The organism is Lysobacter gummosus, from assembly GCF_001442805.1.
In the GTDB taxonomy this organism is placed as follows: domain Bacteria; phylum Pseudomonadota; class Gammaproteobacteria; order Xanthomonadales; family Xanthomonadaceae; genus Lysobacter; species Lysobacter gummosus.
Genome location: NZ_CP011131.1, coordinates 309,201 through 329,182, shown reverse-complemented (window position 1 = coordinate 329,182; position 19,982 = coordinate 309,201). Strand labels below are relative to the sequence as shown.

Here is a 19,982-nt window from a genome sequence, read left to right as displayed (position 1 = left end):
TCATTCGTGATACAGCTGGGTGCGGCCGCCATCGATGACGATGTCGGTGGCGTTGATGAAGCGCGCCTCGTCGCTGGCGAGGAACAAGGCGGTGTAGGCGACTTCGTCCGGCTCGCCGATCCGCCGCGGCGGCAGCAGTTCGGTCTGGCGGCGGCGCGCGGCGTCGGGATCGGGTTGCGAGGACAGCCAGCGTTCGATGCGGTCGGTGAGGATCAGGCCCGGCGAGATCGAATTGAAACGCAGGCCTTGCGCCGCGTACTCCAGCCCCAGCGCCTTGGTCAGCCCGATCAACGCGTGCTTGGCGACCGGATACGGAAACGCGCCGGGAATGATCTTGTGCCCGTGCACCGAAGCGATGTTGACCACCGATCCGCGCCCTTGCGCCAGCATCACCGGCAGCGCGGCGCGGCTGAAATTCCACGCGCCGCCGAGGTTGATCGCCAGATTGCGCCACCAGTCGTCCTGCGCCAGGGTCAGTGGATCGCTGAACACATCGACGCCGGCGTTGTTGATCACCGCATCGATGCCTCCCAACCGCTGCGCCGCATCGCGCACGAACGCGGCGACCGCGTCGGCGTCGGCGACATCGCCGGCGGCGAAGAATTCGCATGGCGAGGTTTGTCCGTCCGGTGGCGGCGCGCGGTCGTAACCGGCCACGCGCGCGCCGTGGGCGACGAACAGTTTCGCGATCGCCGCGCCGATGCCGTTGGAGGAGCCCGACACCAGCACGCATTTGCCGGCCAGACGTTGCCCGGGCGCCGCCGCGGGGGAATTGCTGTCGCTCATCGACTCGCCTCGGTGCCGGCCACGGCCGGCGCTATGCGGAATTGGTAGCGCGAAGGCGCCACCGGGATACGGTACTGCGAATGCGGCTGGCCGAACTTGCTCCACTGATCGTCGCCGCCCAGGCCGATCTGGCGCTCGTCGATCATCAGCGAAACGTGCTCGCGCGGGCGGATGTCGCTGCTGTGGGCCTGCCCGACCGGCTTGCGGTCCAGGTCGGCGTAGGGAAACGCCAGCGCGTTCACCGACAGCGGCCGGGCCCCGGTCACCTTCAGGCCGGCGCCGTCGGCGGCGGTCAGGCTGAGCCAGCGCACATCGACCTTGTTGCCGGTTTCCTGTGGGCGGATGTAGTCGTGGTTCTGTTCGGCGATCTTGCCGGCGTACACGCCGATCTCGCCGCTGCCGTAGCGATCGGAGTAGGTCTCGTGCGGGCCGCGGCCGTACCAGCTCAGATCGGTGATGCGGCTGGGCAGGGTGAACATCAGGCCCAGGCGCAGCGGATCGGGCAGGCCGGCGTACAACGGCTTGAACTCACCGCTGACATCCACCGAACCGTCGCGCGCCATCGCGTAGCTGACCGTGTATTGCACGTCCGGGGTGGTATCGCCGCCGATATCGAACTCCACCCGCACGCGGGCGCCGCCGTCGCCGCCGCGTTCGACCTGCACGCTGCGCACGCGCCGGCTCTCCGAGAGCGATTTCCAGATCTGATGGGTGGCATACAGACCGGTGCCGATGTCGTTATCGGTGGGCGCGCGCCAGAAATTCGGCGCGCCGCCCTGCAGCAGGGTCTGGCCTTGATAGGCGTAACGCTCGACCAATCCGCTGCTGCGGCTGACGCTGAGTTCGGCACCGGCGGCGCGCAAGGTCGCCGCTTGCGCGCTGTCGCTCACCGCCACCGCCGCACCCGATGTTGCAGGCGCGGGCAGCGCCGGCGGCGGCGACAAGGCGAACTGCTCCCACGCCACCACTTGTCCGGCCGGCACCAGCGGCACCGTTCCGGCGCGAGCGCGTGCGCGCAAGGTGATCAGGTACTCGGCGCCCGGCCGCTTCGCCAGTGCCGGCAGCGCGTACTCGACCTCCTGGCTGGCATCGGCCGCGGTCGACAGCGACGGGCCCTTGCCTTCCAGCACGATGCGGCCGTTCTCGCGGATCTGCCAGTCGAAATCGAAACCGCTCAGATCGATGAAGTTATGCCGGTTGCGCACGCGGAAACGTCCCGCCGCCGCATCCACCGCTTCGAACTGGATCGGCCCGTAGACCTTCGCCAGTTCGTGCAGATGCGGATTGGGCGTGCGGTCGGCCTGCAGCAGACCGTCGCCGAATTCGATCGCATCCGCGCCGGAGGGATTGGGGCCGTAGTCGGCGCCGTAGGCCCAGAACGGGCGACCGTCGGCGGTGTGCTTGATCATGCTCTGATCGACCCAGTCCCAGATGAAACCGCCCTGCAGGCGGTCGTGGGCGTAGATCGCATCCCAGTACCCCTTGAGGTCGCCCAGGCTGTTGCCCATGGCGTGGGCGTATTCGCATTGGATCAGCGGCTTGTCCGCATACTCCGGATGGGTCGCGTAATCGACGATGCGTTCGATCGAGTCGTACATCGGCGCGTAGAAATCCACGTAAGGCTCGGGCCGATGCTGCGAGTACAGCGTGCCCTGGCCGAGATAACTCACCAGGCGGGTCTTGTCGCGCGCGTGAACCCAGCCGGCGGCCTTGGCGAAGTTGGGTCCGGTGCCGGCCTCGTTGCCCAGCGACCAGAACACGATCGAGGGATGGTTCTTGTCGCGCTCGACCATGCGCTGCACCCGCTGCAGATGCGAGCTTTCCCACTTCGGATCGAAACCCAACTGGACTTTGTCGCGCGGCCGCATGCCGTCGTCGCCCATCTGCATGTAGCGGTGCGACTCGATGTTGGCCTCGTCCATCACGTACAGGCCGTATTCGTCGGCCAGCGCGTACCACAGCTCGGCGTTGGGGTAATGCGAGGTCCGCACCGCGTTGATGTTGTTCTGCTTCATCAGCTCGATGTCGCGGCGCATCGAGGCTTCGGAGATGACGTGGAAACTGACCGGATCGTGCTCATGGCGGTTGACGCCGCGGATCTTGATCGCCTTGCCGTTGATGCGGACCAGGCCGCCGGACACTTCCACGGTGCGGAAACCGATCCGGGTCGAGGTGGCTTGCAACAGGCGGCCGTCGGCGTCGTGCAGTTCCAGCAACAGCGTGTAGAGGTTCGGGGTTTCGGCGCTCCAGTTTTTGACGCCGGCGATCGCGCCGGACAGGCTGAGCGCGCGCTCTTTCGCCGAAGCCGGAACGCTCAGGTTCCGCGTCAACACCACTTGATCGCCGTCGAGCACGCTGGCCTTGATCGCCGCCGCGCGGGCCGCGCCGCTGACGTTCAGATCCAGATCGAGCTGGCCGTTCTTGTACGTCTTGTCGAGCGTGCCGCGAGCGAAGAAGTCGCGGATCCAGGTCTTCGGCGGCGCCATCAGATAGACATCGCGCTCGATGCCGCTGACGCGCCAGAAATCCTGATCTTCCAGATAGCTGCCGTCGGCCCAGCGATACACTTCGATCGAGATGTTGTTGGCGCCGGCGCGCAGGTAAGAGGTGATGTCGAACTCGGCCGGCAGCTTGGAATCTTCGCTGTAGCCGACCTTCTGCCCGTTCACCCACACGTAGTACGCGGCGCCGGCCGCGCCGATATGCAGCAGCACTTCGCGCCCGTCCCAGTCTTTCGGGACGGTGAAGTCGCGCCGATACGATCCGACCGAGTTGATGTCGTGCGGAATGTACGGCTGATTGGCCGGAAACGGATAGGCGATGTTGTTGTACAGCGGTTGGCCGTAGCCCTGCGCCTGCCACATCGACGGCACGGGAATGGTCTTCCACGCCGACACGTCGAAATCGTCGCGATGGAAATCCACCGGGCGCCGATCGACGCTGGGCGAGAAGGCGAAGCGCCAGTCGCCGTTGAGGCTGTGGAAATAGCGCGAATCGGCGAGCTTTCCGGCGCGGGCGAGCTCGACGGATTCGAACGGAAAGCCGGTGGCGCGCATCGGCAGACGGTTGATCTCGTTGACCTCCGGGCGTTCCCACTCCGCGACCGGCACGCGATTCTCGACGGCGAGCGCCGCGCCGGCGCCGCAGCACAGCGCCAACAGCAGCAGCGTGTGGGCGGCGCGCAAGCCGCCCATCGTTCGGCCCGGCGCATTGCGCGCGGGCCGCCGCGGAGCGTGGCGCTTCGCGGCCGGTTCCATCGCAACCTCCATCACCATGAGCCGCGAACCCCGAAGGAGATCGCGCGACCGTTCGCCGCCGTCCACTGCGGACGGCTTTCGTAACGCGAATAGGCTTCTTCGGTCTCATCGTTGAGATTGGTCGCCTCGGCGAACAGCGAGATGTTGTCGTTGAGCTTGTAGTTCGCGCTTACGTCGATCTGGCCGTAAGGCTTTACCGTGGTCGGCTCGCCCTGCGAACCGCGAACCGCGGACAGATATTCGTCGCGCCAGTTGTAGGCCACGCGGAAACCGACCGGGCCCTTCTCGTAGAACACGATCAGGTTGCCCGAGTTGGCCAGGCCCACCACCGCGAACTGGCCGGTGGCGATGGACGGATCGAAGGTCTGCTTGCTATCGACGTAGGTGTAGTTGGCCTGCATGCCCAGGCCGTCGAACGGCGCCGGCAGACGGTCGAAGGTGTACTGGAACGACAGCTCCGCGCCCTTCACCACGGCGGTGTTGGCGTTGACCGGCAGGGTCTCCATGAATGGATAGCCCTGGATCGTGGTCGGACGGGTCACGTTGGTGACGAAGTTTTCGACCTTCTTGTAGAACCCGGCCAGGCCCAGATAGCTGGTGTCGTTGAAGTACCACTCCGCGCCCAGATCGTAGTTGCGCGCCTTGTAGGGCTTCAGGTCGATATTGCCGGTGTTGATCGAACCCGGGCCCGGCGGACGCACGCTGATGTCTTCGCTGATGCGCAGACTGGTCAGGGTCGGACGGGTCAGCGTGTCCGAGGCCGAGGCGCGCAGCACCACGTTCTCGCGCACGTTGATGCGGAAGTTCAACGACGGCAGCCAATCCTGATAGCTGGCGCTGCGCGAGATCGGAATCGGCGGCGTGAAGTGCACCTGGGCATTGGTCGGATCGCCCGGCGTGCCGGTGATCGACTCTACCTGCGAGGACACCGCGCGCGAGACCGCATCGGTCTTGACGAAGCGGATGCCGACGTTGAGCGTCCACGGCATGTCGTGGAAGGTGTTCTCGAAATTGGCCTGGGCGAAGGCCGCGTACGATTTCTCCTCGACCAGCCACTGGCTTTGCGGCACCGGCTGGGCGGTGAAGCCGCCGTACTTCTTCAGCGCATCGGCGATGCGTTGGGCGCGGTCGGGATCGTTCGGGTCGTACAAGGCGCCGCCGGGCGCGAACTGGTTGTACGCGGCCGGGCTCGACAGGAAATCGAAATAGCGCTGCGGATCGAAGGTCAGCCATTGCGTCGGCGCGCCGGGCGAAGCGCCGTTCACCAGCGAACCGGCGTTGAACACGCTGGCCAGTTCGGCCGGCAGCTTCACCGCGTAGCCGCAGTAGGCGCAGTTCAGATCGCTGTCGGAAGTGCGAACGCTCACGCTCTCCTTGGTACGCTTGGATCCGGAGATGCCGAACTGCAATTGCGATAGCGTGCCTTCGAAGAAATTGCGGGTGAGGCTGATCTTGCCTTCGTACAGTTCGTCGCTGCGGTTGTCGCCTTCGCGATCGACGAAGTGGCCGCGCAGATCCGAGGTGTCGGTGGCCGGCAGCAGATTGCTGTAGCTGGGGAACGCGCCCGGGTTGAGGCTCCAGGTGGGATTTACGCCGACGTTGCGCGCGCCCATCACCAGGAAATACCCCTTGCCGCCGCTGCGTTCTTCGGCCTTGGAGTAGGAGCCGTCGAAGTCCAGCGTGGTCTGGTCGCTCAGTTGCCAGGCGACATCCACGCCCAGCTGCTTGTTGGTGGAGTTGCGCGGGTTGGAGGAGACGATGTGATCGTTGGCCAGGCCGCCGGTGCTGTCGCGCACGAACGAGGTCGCGGTGCCGTTGCCGTCGGCGTTGATCTGCTGGACGTCGTTGGGGTCCATGAACAGGCCGAAGGCGTTGATCCTGGAATCGATCTCGTACTTGGAGTACATCGCATCGGCGGTCACGCGCACTTTTTCGGTCGGCAACCAGTCGATCGCCGCGTTGATGCCGGTGCGGGTGCGATCCTCCTCGTTGACCTTGTACTGCAGCGTGCGCGGCACGGCGATGTTGTTCAGCCCGCTCACGCCGTTGACGCCGTTGCTGCCGGTCAGCCAGCCTTCGTCGTCGATGACTTCGCTGGTGTGGCTGCGCTGGTAGCGCACGAATCCGAGCAACGCGCCGAAGGTGCCGTCGGCGTTGGTGTTGCTGATCAGTCCGGAAATCTTCGGCTTGTCCTCGCCCGACATGCTGTCGTGCACACCCGAGACGCTGCCGGCGATGTGGAAGCCCTTGTCGTCCAGCGGCCGGCGGGTCTTGATGTTGACCGTGGCGCCGATGCCGCCTTCGCTGAGGTTGGCTTGCGAAGTCTTGAACACTTCCGCGGTGCTGATCAGCTCCGACGGCAATACGTCGAAGCTGAATTCGCGTCCGGAATTCTCCGTCGCCATGGTGCGGCCGTTGAGCAGCACCGTGTTGAACTCGGGTCCGAAGCCGCGCACGGTGATATAGCGCGACTCGCCGCCGGAGCGGTCCACCGAGACGCCGGCGATGCGCTGCAGGGAGTCGGCGACGTTCTGGTCGGGGAACTTGCCCACGTCCTCGGCCGAAACCGCGTCCACGGTGCCGACCGCGTCCTGCTTGAGCGCCTGCGATTTCTGGATGCTGGCGCGGGTACCGCTGACCACCACCGCACCCAGCGTGGTCGCGTCTTTCTGCGCGGCATCCGCGGCGCCGGCTTCGGCGGCCGGTGAGGATGCGGATCCCGACTCCTGCGCCATCGCGCCTTGAGCGGCGAAGGCCGACATCGCGCACAAAACCATGAGCGCATTGCGAACCGATACAGTCAGTACTGATTGATGCATTACCCTGCCCCTCGCTAACAACTGCGGCTGTTGGTTGACTATCCCCCGGGCCGCCCCTGTTACCGGCCCCCTCCCTGCCGGCGCCGCCCCGCAGGGCCCGCGCCGACTGAATTCCTATTTGTATGATAAATAGTATTTATCAGTTCACGGGCGGCGCAAGCTGCAGCGCAACATAGGTGGAAGGCAGCGGGCTGGGCTGATCATTGCGACGTCGCCATAGGCATCTCGCAGCAGCTATCCAAGCAATTGGACGGGCCCGCACCGAATCCGATCGCGTAAATGGTTGCCCCCTTTGAAAAAGGGGGCCAGCGCCCGGCGATAGCTCGAAGCCTTATCCATTGATGGTGACGCGGGGGATTTGCTTTGCGGGCAGAGCAAAAGCGAATCCCCCTGCCCCCTTTTTCAAAGGGGGAATTGCAAGAGCGAAGGAGTGCGGGTACGGGCGTGGACGCGATGCGCGTTCAAAGGCACGCGCTCAACTCAGCCACACGCAAACACCAAACGCCGCTAAACGACTACTCCATTGATCGTGGAATCAGCGACTTGGGCGGTCGGACCGAGACGTGGCGCTACGAAATACTGCACACATCGATCACAAATATTGCGCTGCAGCGTGCATCGGCCAATTTGATCTGATTAGGCTAACAGCCGTTTCAATTCGGGTATTCAAACCATGAATTGGAGCAACCCATCAGCTGATCGAGCTGGAGCCATCCCCGGATATCGGCCGTGAACAGTCACAGCGCTAGTCCAGGCAATACCCGGGGACGCCTGCTCGAAGCGGCGGAGCTGCTGTTCATCAGGCACGGCTACGAAGGCATGTCGCTGCGCCAGATCACCAGCCACGCCAAGGTCAACCTGGCCGCGGTGAACTACCACTTCGGCAGCAAGGAAGCCCTGGTCCAGGAGCTGCTGTCCGCGCGCCTGGACCGGCTCAATCAGGAACGCCTGCAACTGCTGTCGGTGTGCGAAGCGCGCTACGGCGAGCAGGCCATGGATGCCTCAACGGTGTTCGGCGTGTTGTTCGTCCCGGCCATCCGGCTCAGCCGCGACAGCGCCGGCGGCATCGCCTTCATGCGCTTGCTCGGACGCGTCTACAGCGATCCTTCGCCGTTCATCCGCGACTATCTGCACGAGCACTATCAACCGATCTACGAGCGCTTTTTCGAAGCCTTCGCGCGCGCATTGCCGCATCTGTCGCGCAAGGAACTGGGCATGCGTCTGCATTTCGCCCTCAAGGCGCTGGCCGGCGTGCTCGCCAGCGAAGACATGGATGAGCTGATCTTGGCGATGTGCATGGGCGAGCCGGTCAGCGATTCGCTGATGCTGGCGCGGCTGATCGCGTTCATCTCGCCGATGCTGACCAGCCGCTTCGACAACGGCGAACAGATCCGCGGCGTCGAGCAGGTCATGGCCTTGGCCGCCGCCGCCGCGCAGGCAACCGATTCCAGGATGCAGGCCGAGGGCGATTCCCCCGCGCCGCGCAAGCCGCGTGGAATCCTGCCGCTGTGGGCGGAAAAAGTAGTGGGCGATGCGGACGCGCCCGAACCGGCCGCGGCGATTGGGGGGACCGAGGCCTTGCCGGTGCGATAACTCGGCGATCGATGCCGAACACGTTGCAAGAACGCATCGTCCGGCGGTGATCCGCAGACGCGGTGCGTGATGGTTGGCCGCACCGCCCTGGCTACGCCGGTGCGGAGGATCGCGCCGATACGCGGGCCGCTACGGCCAGCACCATTCCATGCGGTATGGGGATACAGACAATGACCGATCCGGCGTCATGGCCGCAAGAGTCCGCATCGCTAGCCGAGTACGGAGAGGATTGCGTCAAGCAGTGGAATAACGTGTCGCTGCGTTATCGCATGCCCTTGCGCGGTTTCTTCTCCAAGCGCGTGAAGGACGCCGCCGAGGTCGAGGACCTGACCCAGGAAGTCTTCCTGCACCTGATCCGGCGCGCCCGCGGCGGCCCGATCGAGCACGTGGAACAGTATGTATTCCAGGTCGCGGCCAACACCCTGCGCGATTGGGGACGCCGCCGCCGGGCCCGGAACCAGGACGCCCATGAATCTTTCGACGCCGAAATGCATCAGCCTGTTACGGATATTTCGCCCGAGCGCGTCTTACTGGGTAAGGAGGAGATAAAACGGGTCAATGCGGTGCTGCGCGGGCTGCCCGAACGCACCCGGGACGTGTTCGTGCTGCGCGCATTGGAGAAGAAGAAATATGCGGAAATCGCGGTCATGATGGGCATATCGGTGCGGGCGATAGAAAAGCACATGGCCAAGGCGCTGGCGCAGTTGGGCAGCGTCGTGGACAAGGCGGGAGAGCAGGACTGATTGGCGCCGGCCGGGCCGCGACGGCGGGCGCAATGTGTGCGGACGCGCATGCTCGGATTGAGCGATCCGGCACGGATCGACTCGCAGGTCTGATGGGGCTGAAAAAAGTGGACCGGGTCTTGCTGAGAGGTAACACCAGATGAAATGTAAAATCTCGCCAATGTGGGAGGGCTCGGCGGAGCTCGCGCCGGAATGCGTCGATGAAGTCGCCGCCTGGTGGAGCGAGGTGCTGCGCGAGACTCCCAATCAGCAGACCTATGCTTCCTTCGAGGCTTGGCGCGGCCAGTCGCAGGAGCACGCGGCGGCGTTCGAGCGCGTGCAAGCCGCTCACGCCCTCGCGGTTTCGCTCGCCCACACTCCGGAAATGCAGGCCCTGCGCGAGGAAACCATGGCGCGCGTGGCGAAGGCCGGCGCGCGCCGTACGCGCAGCGCGCGCTGGAGCGCGATCGCCGCCTCGCTGCTGGCCGTAGCCGGGCTGGGCGTGCTGGCGATCAACATGGACGCACCGTGGAAGACCGCGCCCGGCAACGACGACGCGATCGCCGGCAACGTTTATCAAACCGGCGTCGGCCAACGCTCGGTGGTGACCCTGGACGACGGCTCGGTGATCACGCTCAACACCGACAGCCGGATCTCGGCGCATTACCGGGCCGGCATCCGCGCGGTCACGCTGGAACGCGGGCAGGCCTTGTTCAAGGTCGCCAAGGACCGTAGCCGCCCGTTCGTGGTCAGCGCCGCCGGCCGCCAGGTGACCGCGCTCGGCACCGAATTCGACGTGTACCTGTCCAAGCGCGCCTTCGAAGTGACCTTGCTGGAAGGCCGCGTCACCGTCACCCGCGACAGCGCGCGCAGCAAGACCCCGGCCGGCGCCGCGCCGCTGCTGGAGGAACTGCAACCGGGCCAGCAATTCATCGCCGTCGCCAAGACCCGCCCACAAGTACGCAGCGCCGACGTCAAGCGCGTGGTCAGCTGGCGCCACGGCCAGATCGTGTTCGAAAACGAGCGCCTTGAAGACGCGATCACCGAGATGAACCGCTATTCGCGCAAACAGATCGTGTTGAGCGATTCGAATCTGGCCTCGCTGAAGATCAGCGGCGCGTTCAACACCGGCGACACCAGCACCTTCGTCGAAGCGCTGACCGCGTATTTTCCGATCGAGCACACCTCGGCGGAGAGCGGCACCATCGTGTTGAAGCCGCTGCCGCCGGTTCGGGGGTAAGGGCCCGGCTGGCGTATCGCCGCTTAGTTGGACGCGATTGGCGTCTGCCCGATATGCCGCGGTAGCGAATGGATCGCCATAGTTGATCCAAGGAGCGTTGAGACCAAGCGCTTGCCACGGTCCTTTACGTAGGTCCCGCAACCCAATCGATCTCGACACCCGCGATCGCGCTCTGCTCGAAAAGATCCGCGACAGCGTGCGGGGCATCGACCCGCAGATCGGCAAGCCGTGGGACGAGCAGAGCGAGCGCATCAGCGCCAGTGTGCTGACACGCGGCGCAGATGAAATTTTCCGCGCACAACGATGTCCGCGTGGCGTTCAATCAGGCCACCGCGAGGCTGGCCCGGGGCGAAGTCGTGCATGTGTACCGCGTCGGCCACACCTCGGCCGATCCGGTCGCACGCCACGCCCACACGCCCACATGACCGCGACCGACGCGCTGCCGATGCCGGCGGAGGAACGTTATCGCCAGGTCGAGTCGATCCGCCAAAGCCAGAACGAAGCGCAACGCCAGCGGCAGCAACTGGGGCGCGGCATGAGGGGGCCGGATCAGCGCGCGCGAAAGTTTGCGATGTAATCCCGCACGATCGTGCTTTCTCGCCGGCCACCGGCTCGTGTGCCGCATCGCCCGTGCTGCAGCGCAACGCGAATCCGCCGATTCGCGCACAGTCGCAACAACGCAATCTGCGTTGCATCGAGCAATGCGCTTGATCCAAGCAGCGCACTGCCAACGATCGCGTCGCGCGGTGTTGCAGCGCAAAAATAAACTACCGGGTTCAACAACGACGCGATGCGAATCCGCGTGCATTCGCAGGTTCGGGTTTTGAAGTCCGTCGCGTCTGTACTTAGGACAGGTCGCAATCAAAGACGACCGGCAACCCGAGGGGAGAGCGAATGCAATTGCAAGATAAGACACGTCCGTGGAAGCGTGCCCTCAGGCCGTGCGTGCTGTTCCTGGCGCTGCTGCCTTGCTTGAGCGCCTACGCCGAAGGCAGCGCCGCCACGGCCAAGTTCGACATTCCGCAGCAGAAGCTCGACACCGCGCTGTCGGAGTACGCGCGCCAGAGCGGTACTCAGTTGCTGTACTCGCCCGAGCTCGCCGCCGGCAAGACCGCGCACGCGGTGCGCGGCGAAAAGAGCGTGCATGAGGCGCTCGACGAATTGCTCGCCGGAACCGGCCTGGACTACGCCACCAGCGCTTCGGGCGCGATCTTGATCAGCGACACCGCCAGCGCCGCCGGCGCGGCCGACAAGTCGATGCCTGGGGAGAAGCAGGGAAACGTCCAAGAGGTCGCCGAAACGCAGCCGACGGCGCCCTCCCAAGAACCCCAGGCAGAACAAACGGCGCCCGAAACGACGACAAACCCCGCTAAGCGCACCAGCGCGACCACTCTTGACACCATCGTGGTGACCGCGCAGAAGAAGGTCGAGAACATCCAGAAGGTGCCGATCGCGATCAGCGCCTTCGGCGGCAAGGACCTGGGCGACCGCCGCATCGAAACCGGCGGCGATCTGGTCACGGCCACGCCCAACGTCACCTTCTCCAAGACCAATTTCGCCAGCTACAACTTCCAGATTCGCGGTATCGGCACCCAGGCGCTGTCGGTGACCACCGACCCGGCCGTGGCGGTGAGCTTCAACAGCACGCCAATGATCCGCAACCGCCTGTTCGAACAGGAATACCTGGACGTGGAACGCGTCGAGGTGCTGCGCGGCCCGCAGGGCACGCTGTACGGGCGCAACGCGACCGCCGGCGTGGTCAACATGATCCCCAACCTGGCCAACCCGGACGGGTTCGAGGCCAACGTCAAGGGCGAGATCGGCAACTACAACACCCGCCGCGTCAACGGCATGCTCAACGTACCGCTCAGCGATACCTTCGCCTTCCGCGTCGCCACCCAGTACACCAAGCGCGACGGCTACGACGAAAACACCGTGACCCACCGCGACGTCAACGATCGCGACCTGCTCTCGATGCGCACCTCGTTCGCCTTCAAGCCCAGCGACAAGTTCAACGCCAGCCTGGTCTGGGAGCATTTCCAGGAAGACGACCGCCGCGCACGCACCGGCAAGCAGCTGTGCCACAACGATCCGGGTCCGGCCAAGATCGGTGCGACCACGGTGTCGTCGATCGACCGCAACTACATGAGCCAGGGCTGCACGGACGGCTCGCTGTACGACAACGGCGCGTTCGGCGTTCCCAACGGCGCGAGTATTCCGTTCGTGCTGGGCGCGCAGAGCACCGCCATCGGCTATCTGCTGGACCCGGACGGCAACTTCCTCGACGTCGCCTCGATGATTCCGCGCGGGCTCGATCCGTATGCCGGCGTGACGCAGTCGCACGACATGCGCAAGATCGCCACCACCTACGATCCGAAGTTCGAAGCCAAGAACGATATCTTCCAGCTCAACTTCGACGCCAACCTGACCGACCATCTCAGCCTGGTCTCGCAAACGATGTATACGCGGGATCAGTACTACTCGACTCAGGATTACGGCCGTTTCCAGTCGCAGCCGATCTTCACCAATACCTCCAACGGCGTGTCGGCGTTCGGTCCGAACGGTCCGGAGCCGGCCTACAACGCGTTTCCCGACGGCAAATACTGCGACCCGCAACTGGGTTGTTCCGACCGCTTGCTGATCGCCGATCTGGTCGATTCCGACAGCAGGCAGTGGTCGCAGGAATTCCGGCTGCAGTCCTCGTTCGACGGCGCGTTCAACTTCAACGTCGGCGCCAACTACCTGGAGTACAAAGTAGACGAAAGCTACTACGTCTTCAGCAACGTGTTCACCTCGCTGGCCGATCTGTTCTTCAACGGCAACGGCGCGGGCGCCGCGCCGGGCAAGTGCCCGGCCGGCGTGGCGACGCGGCTCGACCCCAACACCGGCCAGATCATTCCCTGCGTCTACATCGACCCCAATCCGCTGGGCGCGATCGACGGTCAGGGGCACAACTACTTTCGCAGCCGCAATCTGGCCGAAACCCGCTCCACGGCGATCTTCGGCGAAGGCTACTGGAAGCTCAACGACACCCTGCGCCTGACCGTCGGCCTGCGCTATACCAGCGACCGCAAGACCACCACGCCGTTCCCGACCCAGACCTTGTTGTCGGATTCGACCGGCACCGCCGGCGTCCCGCAGTTGTTCGGCGGCTATGTGGGCTATGGCTATCCTTCGCTGCCCAAGATCCGCCAGAAGTGGAACAAGCCCACCGGCCGCCTGGTGCTGGATTGGTCGCCGGACCTGTCGTTCACCGACAGCACGATGATCTATGCCTCGGCCTCGCGCGGCTACAAGGCCGGCGGCACCAATTCGCCGGGCATCGGCGCCAATCCGCTGGCGCTGAGCTTCGAGCAACGCGATCCAGAGTTCAAGCCGGAATTCGTCAACGCCTTTGAAGTGGGCATGAAGAACGTCATGGCCGGCGGCAGGTTCATCCTCAACGGCACCTTGTTCTACAACGACTACAAGGACTATCAGGTCTCGCAGATCCAGGACCGCGCCACTCTCAACGAGAACTTCGACGCCAAAACCTGGGGCGCCGAGCTGGAAGCGGTGTGGAAGCCGAACGATGCCTTCCAGCTCAGCGGCAATCTCGGCCTGTTGCGCACTCGCATCGGCTCCAATCAGTACTCGATCGACGTGATGGATCGCACCGCGGGCAACTCCGACTGGATCGTGGTCAAGCCCTGGCTGCAGCTGGCATCCAACTGCGTCGCACCGAAGGAGTATGTCGAAGCCGTGCTGGCGGCGACCTATCCGTTGGACCCGCCGTTCAACAACGCCGCCAATATCCTCAACAGCTTCTGCTCGACCAATTTGCCGCTGAACGGGAAAGGATTCTCGTCCGGCGGACCCTACGACGGCCTGTACGGCTTCACCTACGACCCGGCCAAGGACGCGCCCAACGGCGGCGCCGGTTTCGCGAAGAACGTCGGCGGCAACGAGTTGCCCAACGCGCCGCACATCACCGTCAGCCTGAGCCCGCAGTACACCTTCATGACTTCACGCGGCGATCTGATCCTGCGCGCCGACTTGTACTACCAAGGTCCGAGCTGGGCGCGCATCTATCAGGACAAGATCGATCGCCTGCACGACTGGGGCAACGTCAACCTGTCGCTGACCTGGCAGAAGATCGAAAGCGATCTGGCCGTGCAGCTGTACGTCAAGAACGCGTTGGGCGGCAAGGCGATCACCGGCACCTTCGTCAACAGCGACGATACCGGCCTGAGCAGCAACGTCTTCCTGCAAGACCCCCGCATCATCGGCTTGTCGGTGCGCAAGGGGTTTTTCTGAGTTGAGTGTCGCCTCCCGGCCGCGTTCGCGAACGGGATGACGACGAGCAGAGCCTGACGGCTACGGACCGCTCACCGTAGCCGTCAGGCAGCGCAGCCACGGCGCCGGCTTCATCCGTGACAGCCCGTTAGGACACCTTCGTGTCCGTATACCTCGACGCATCACAGGAGAAAACGCAATGTCCAAGCTCAAGAATTCCCTTCTCGCCCTGGCGACCGCCGCGGCCGTCTTCGGCGCGAGCTCGGCTTCGGCCGCTTCGTTCGAGTTGTGGACCGGTACCGGCTGGAGCAACAGCGGCACGTTGAACTTCACCGGCCCGACCACCGCCAGCTACGTCGGCATCGGCGTACCGTGCACCGCCAACTTCGCCGTCAGCTTGAACAGCGGCGTCGCCACGGTGACCAGCGCGACCTTCAGCGGTTCGTCGGCCTGCTCCGGCATCACCGCCTACAACCTGCCGTGGGGCATGACGCCCGGCGCCTACACCGGCCCGAATCCTCCGTTCACCGGTTCCCCGACCCTGACTCCGGACCTGTGGAGCGTGGCCATCAGCGGCGTGCGAATCTTCATTCCCTCGCCGTTGAACGTCTATTGCCCCAGCTCGACCGGCTCGGGCACCGTCAACGGCGTGCTCGATTTCACCTCCCTGCCCGGCGTCAACAACAAGTTCGTGTTCAAGGGCGCGCTCGGCGCTTGCTCCGTGCAGACCCAGAACAACAGCTCGCTGGAAGCCAGCAAGCCGGTACGCGTGGTGGGCCTGTAACCACCCGACGACGTCCGGCACCGGCCGGCGACCCGCGGCGCTTCATGCGTGGCGCGCGGGTCGCGGTCTCGCGTACCCCTCCGGACACGTCGATGAGCCGAGAAGGACTTCGGCGCAGGGGAGGAGATTTTCCTCCCCTTTTTGTCCCCATCAGCGCAGCGCGGCCGTCGCGGCCGCGAGCTGGCCCGGCCGCGTAGACCACGCGCCGGCCGCACTCAACTTTCAGGAGAATCCGAGAATGCGCAAGACTCCGCTTTGCACTGCCGCGGCGGCGGCATTGCTGACGCTCGCAAGCGCGTCGGTGGCCAATGCCGGTACGCCGTCGGGCCCGTATGCGATGTTCAAATACTGCCCGTACACCGATCCGGCGGTCGGCAGCTGCGTCATCAACACCACCAATTCCGGTTCGCTCACCATCGGCAGCACCACCATGCCGATCGACAAGCCGATCGTGCTGCAGGGCGGCATCGAGACCATCGGCGCCTCGCCGCTGTACGACGCGGTCGGCGCGCCGACCTTGAAATCGCCCGCGGCCAAGGTACCCGGCGGCCTGCTCGGCATCGTCAATCCGGCGCCGGACTGGCCGGGGCCGTTGTGGACCGCGTTCTGGGCATTGGTGGCCACCGTCAACGACGTCAACGCCACCATCGAGCCGGTGCAGCAGATCCAGACCAACTTCGGCAACGCGCTGTTCCCGCCCAGCGACGGCAGCGACCCGACCGTGGCGCGGCTGGCGGTGCGCGTGCATCTGCAGAATCCGTTCCTCGGCGACAAGTGCTACATCGGATCGGCGCAGAACCCGGTCGTGCTCAAACTGCAGACCGGCACCACCGCACCGCCGCTGCCGAACCTGCCGATCTCGGGCAATCCGGGCACGGCGACCACGGTATGGACCGACGAGCCGAACTTCATCGGCTACCTGCAGATCGACGGCACCACCCTGGTCGATAACTCCTTCGCTGTACCGGCGGCGAGCGGTTGCGGCAATATCGCGCTGGGTCTGCCGATCCTCACTCCGATCCTGGATGCCCTGGTATCGGGCGCGGTGAATCTGAAAGTGGGCCTGCCGGCCGTCGCGGGCAAGAACACCGCGATCATGACCGGCAACGCGTCGATCGCCGCATCGGCTTACGTTCTCGATAGCGAAAGGTAATCGTTGGTCAGGATGCATCGATCGGGCCATCACCGGTGGGCGAAGCGGTTCGCGCGAACCGCTTCGCCGTGGCCCGCCTGATGCGCGGCCGCGCGCTGGCGACGATCGCCGTCGCGCTGGCCGTCGCGGCCGGCGTGTACGGCTTCGGCCTGATCCAGGGCCGCTCGCCGGGTGCGCCCGCTGCGGCCTCGCCCAGCGCGAGTCCGGCGGCGAGCCAAGCCGCCGCGGTGCCCGGCAAAGCGGCGCGCAAAGCCGCCGCGGACGCCGCCGCCAACTCGCCCAAGCTGACCGTCTCGCTGAAATCCGCCTTCGCCGATCTGCGGGCCCGTGCCGCCGCCGGCGACATCGCCGCGGCGACCCGCCTGTATCGCGACCTCAGCCTGTGCCGGCGCTTCGAACGCCTGGATCGCGACAACGCGCAACTCTCCGATGACCTGCTGGGGCAAACGGTGGCCTCGATGAGCGCGCAACAGTTGAAGAACTACCGTGCCCAGCTCGACGCCATCGAATCGCGCAAGCAGGCGCTGGACGGCATGCGCGCGCTGTGCGACGGCGCCGATCAGGAAATGCTCGACCAGCTGCTGCCCAATCTGCAGCGCGCCGCGCTGGCGGGCGAGCCGTATGCGCGCGCTTGCTATCTCGAGCGCGGGCCGAATTACGACCCGGGCAGTCTGCTCGATCACCCCGAACGCCTGGGATCGTATCGTCGCGATGTCCAGGCGATGATCCAGGCCGGCGTCGAGGACGGCGACTGGCGGGTGATCGGCGTGCTGCGCAACGCCTATCAACCTGGCGCGTCCACGCTGCTCTCGGCCGCTGTTGGAACCGATGCCTACTCGCGTTACCGTTACCTGAAGCTGTTCCGCCTCGGCATGCCGTCGGATCATGGCGAGATCGATCGCGACCTCCAGGCGGCAGCTGGGCGGCTCAGCGCGGCGCAGCTCGCGCAAGCCGACGTGTGGGCGGCGCGAACGTTCGATCATGATTTTCAGGGCAAGCCGATCGATGCGGACGGGCCGTTGTGGGACCCCTGCGTTTTTCCCTACGAATGAACAGGCCGGCGACGGCCGATGGCGAAGCGCGACGATATGCAGACCAAACGCTCACTGTTGATCGCTGTCGCCGTGCTGGCCGCGGTGATCGGCGCATACTTTCTTGGACGCGCGGATACTTCGCAGACGCGCGCCGCGATGCATGTGAAGGTCGCCGACGCCGCCGCGGCACAAGGCACGGAGGACGAGGCCGCGCTCGGATCGAGCCCCCTAGCCTCCAAACGCGGCCTGCTGCCCCCGCCCAACACGCCGTTGAAGAACAGCTTCGCCGAGTTGCGCGCGCGCGCCGCTGGCGGCGATGCCGACGCGGCCAAGCGCCTGCTGCGCGACCTCGACCGCTGCAGCCGCCTGCGCAGCTCGCAATGGAAGAGCGACGGTGCGACCAACGATCTCACCCGCAAGTCCACCGACGGCATGAGCGCGGCGCAGCTGCGCACCTACCAATTGCAACTCGATGCGATGGAGCTGCGCCAGCAGGGCGTGCGCAAGAACCAGGAGCTGTGCTCCGGCGTCAGCGACAAGATGCTCGACGCGCTGGTGCCGAGCATCGCCCAGGCCGCGCGCCTGGGCGATGAGCAGGCGCGCGCGTGCTATCTCGATCGCGGCCCACTTTACGATGCGCGCAGCCTGATCAAGCATCCCGAATCCTTGCGCAACTACGGCAATGCCGCTTCGACGTTGATCGACAGCGGCCTGGCCGCCGGCGACTGGCGCGTGGTCGATCTGCTGCAGCAAGCCTACGAGCCGGGCTCGCAGAGTCTGCTCGCCGGTCTGATCGGCGCCGATCCGGTGCAGCACTATCGCTACCTCAAGCTGTACCGTCTCGGCGCGGAACCCCATCGCGTCGCCCAGCTCGACCGGCAACTCGAGGCGATCGCATCGAACCTGAGCCCGGGGCAGCTGGTCGAAGCCAACGAGTGGGCGCAGACCACGCTGCGGCAGAATTTCAAGAACAGCTCGACCCAGACCACGCCGCCGGGATGGGATTCGTGCGAGTTCTGAGCGCGCTCGGACCGCTGTCCGCACGCGTCGATATGGCGATGCCGTCGTGATCCGATGACATCGCCGCGCGACGGTCAGGGTTGCTTGACCGCGTTCGAAGAACCGTTGCTGACATACAGGCTGGTGCAATTGCCTGTGCCGTCGAAACTGAAATCCACGTACGAATCGGCGCCGACCGATTGCGCGACCGCGACTATCGCCGCGTTGTAGGTCGTGCATTGGACGTAGGTGCCGGCGGCATTGCGCGCTTCGCACGCGGCCACCACTGTCGTCCCGGTCGCGCTGCTCGCACAACCGATGGTCTGGTTGACGCCGGCGCTGGCGCGCGCGCTGGCCAGCATGCCGAACGCGCGGACCGGTTGGCCCTGGGGATTGGTAGAGACGCTGACGGGCACGTCGATCTTCTCGCCCGCCTGAGCCGGATCCGTCGCCGCGATCATCGCCGCCGCGACGACCACCGCAATTGCCAGTGACTTCATTGTGCTTCCTCCTTGAAAGCCTTCCACCATGGAAGGCGCGCATGTAATGAAGCACGTGCCCAAGGCCGAAACCATCACGCGTTGACGCACATGTGAGGGCGATTGCCGCAGTGTCGGGCGCGTCTCGAAAGCGGCGTGCAAATCGTCGCAAGGCACCGTATCGCCGGCGCCTCACGCGTCATTACGCGATGCACGCGGAACCAACCCGCGCGCATCGGGACCTCAACGCTACTGACCAGACGCGCCGCGGTATTGGCCGAGTTCACGCTGATGATTCGATTGGCGGCTGGTGTGCGCAATCGAGCGGCGATGTGGTTCGTATGCCGCTGCGTATGGACCGATGTCGCGGGCTGCGCTTTCGAGATTCACGATGGCGATCGTGCGTATTCCGGCAGGAGACCTTGAGACGTCCGACCACCCACCGATTCCGCCCGCGATTCTGACCCGCCTCAACGCCATCTGCCTCGGGTTACCCGAGGCCTACGAAGAACCCGCCTGGACCGGCACTCGCTAGATGTGGGCGAAAAATAACTTTGCCCATGTGGTGATGATCGACAACGGGTGGCCGCCGGCTTACACCGAAGCCGCTTGCACGTTTGGCGGCACCAAAGTTTTCGAGGCCGCCGCTTTTCAGGCCGATGTGGCTTGCGAACATCGTCGGCGTGATGATCGATATGGCAGCGACTGGGAGGAGATTGCCGACCTGCTAACAGAAAGTTGTCGCGTACTGGCGCCGAAAAATCTTGCCGTACTGCTGGATCAATTTGGCGATTGAAATTCCATGATGAACGTCACTCAAGATTGCGCGCTCGTGCTCTGC

Annotated in this window: 14 protein-coding genes and 1 pseudogene; 11 read left to right on the top strand and 4 right to left on the bottom strand. The window is 65.0% G+C overall.

The window, feature by feature from the left end; all coding sequences use genetic code 11:
• The 3 genes from LG3211_RS01285 to LG3211_RS01275 form a co-directional block, all read right to left on the bottom strand.
• The gene (locus LG3211_RS01285) at window positions 1-786 is read right to left on the bottom strand and encodes an SDR family oxidoreductase (protein WP_057941257.1); all 786 of its coding nucleotides are present in this window, start codon (window positions 784-786) and stop codon (window positions 1-3) included.
• Window positions 783-3,971 carry a glycoside hydrolase family 2 TIM barrel-domain containing protein gene (locus LG3211_RS01280; RefSeq protein ID WP_237049811.1) on the bottom strand — a complete coding sequence of 1,063 codons (3,189 nt, stop codon included), beginning with the start codon at window positions 3,969-3,971 and terminating at the stop codon, window positions 783-785. The genes LG3211_RS01285 and LG3211_RS01280 overlap by 4 nt, the downstream gene beginning before the upstream one ends.
• An 83-nt stretch (window positions 3,972-4,054) precedes the next feature.
• The gene (locus LG3211_RS01275) at window positions 4,055-6,805 is read right to left on the bottom strand and encodes a TonB-dependent receptor (protein WP_057941256.1); all 2,751 of its coding nucleotides are present in this window, start codon (window positions 6,803-6,805) and stop codon (window positions 4,055-4,057) included.
• 786 nt (window positions 6,806-7,591) lie between these two features.
• Here LG3211_RS01275 and LG3211_RS01270 point away from each other — a divergent pair.
• The 10 genes and pseudogenes from LG3211_RS01270 (at window position 7,592) to LG3211_RS01235 (ending at window position 18,683) form a co-directional block, all read left to right on the top strand.
• Window positions 7,592-8,455: a TetR/AcrR family transcriptional regulator gene (locus LG3211_RS01270; RefSeq protein WP_083512222.1), complete on the top strand. Its 864-nt coding sequence runs from the start codon at window positions 7,592-7,594 to the stop codon at window positions 8,453-8,455.
• A gap of 170 nt (window positions 8,456-8,625) precedes the next feature.
• Complete coding sequence (locus LG3211_RS01265; protein ID WP_187313115.1) at window positions 8,626-9,198, top strand: RNA polymerase sigma factor; 573 nt, start codon at window positions 8,626-8,628, stop codon at window positions 9,196-9,198.
• A gap of 139 nt (window positions 9,199-9,337) precedes the next feature.
• Window positions 9,338-10,417: a FecR family protein gene (locus LG3211_RS01260; protein WP_083512220.1), complete on the top strand. Its 1,080-nt coding sequence runs from the start codon at window positions 9,338-9,340 to the stop codon at window positions 10,415-10,417.
• 196 nt (window positions 10,418-10,613) lie between these two features.
• Window positions 10,614-10,835: pseudogene (locus LG3211_RS27635) on the top strand (hypothetical protein); the annotation flags it as partial.
• A gap of 3 nt (window positions 10,836-10,838) precedes the next feature.
• A complete protein-coding gene (locus LG3211_RS26205) occupies window positions 10,839-10,994 on the top strand; it encodes a hypothetical protein (protein WP_187313113.1) in 156 nt (51 codons plus the stop codon).
• A gap of 317 nt (window positions 10,995-11,311) precedes the next feature.
• Window positions 11,312-14,713, top strand: coding sequence for a TonB-dependent receptor (locus tag LG3211_RS01255; protein WP_083512219.1), 3,402 nt, complete (start codon window positions 11,312-11,314; stop codon window positions 14,711-14,713).
• A 178-nt stretch (window positions 14,714-14,891) separates the two neighbouring features.
• On the top strand, window positions 14,892-15,476 hold the full coding sequence (locus LG3211_RS01250; RefSeq protein WP_057941254.1) for a hypothetical protein: 585 nt from the start codon (window positions 14,892-14,894) through the stop codon (window positions 15,474-15,476).
• Window positions 15,477-15,714: 238 nt separating this feature from the next.
• Complete coding sequence (locus LG3211_RS01245; RefSeq protein ID WP_057941253.1) at window positions 15,715-16,629, top strand: hypothetical protein; 915 nt, start codon at window positions 15,715-15,717, stop codon at window positions 16,627-16,629.
• A 68-nt stretch (window positions 16,630-16,697) separates the two neighbouring features.
• Window positions 16,698-17,681 carry a hypothetical protein gene (locus tag LG3211_RS01240; protein WP_148648695.1) on the top strand — a complete coding sequence of 328 codons (984 nt, stop codon included), beginning with the start codon at window positions 16,698-16,700 and terminating at the stop codon, window positions 17,679-17,681.
• Window positions 17,682-17,699: 18 nt separating this feature from the next.
• A complete protein-coding gene (locus LG3211_RS01235; RefSeq protein ID WP_057941251.1) occupies window positions 17,700-18,683 on the top strand; it encodes a hypothetical protein in 984 nt (327 codons plus the stop codon).
• A 74-nt stretch (window positions 18,684-18,757) separates the two neighbouring features.
• Here the strand turns inward: LG3211_RS01235 and LG3211_RS01230 are convergent, their stop codons facing one another.
• Window positions 18,758-19,162 carry a hypothetical protein gene (locus tag LG3211_RS01230; protein WP_148648694.1) on the bottom strand — a complete coding sequence of 135 codons (405 nt, stop codon included), beginning with the start codon at window positions 19,160-19,162 and terminating at the stop codon, window positions 18,758-18,760.
• Window positions 19,163-19,676: 514 nt separating this feature from the next.
• On the opposite strand from LG3211_RS01230, the gene LG3211_RS26660 reads away from it, so the two are divergent.
• Window positions 19,677-19,937, top strand: a complete 261-nt coding sequence (locus LG3211_RS26660; protein WP_222837557.1) for a hypothetical protein — start codon at window positions 19,677-19,679, stop codon at window positions 19,935-19,937.
• Window positions 19,938-19,982 lie beyond the last annotated feature (45 nt).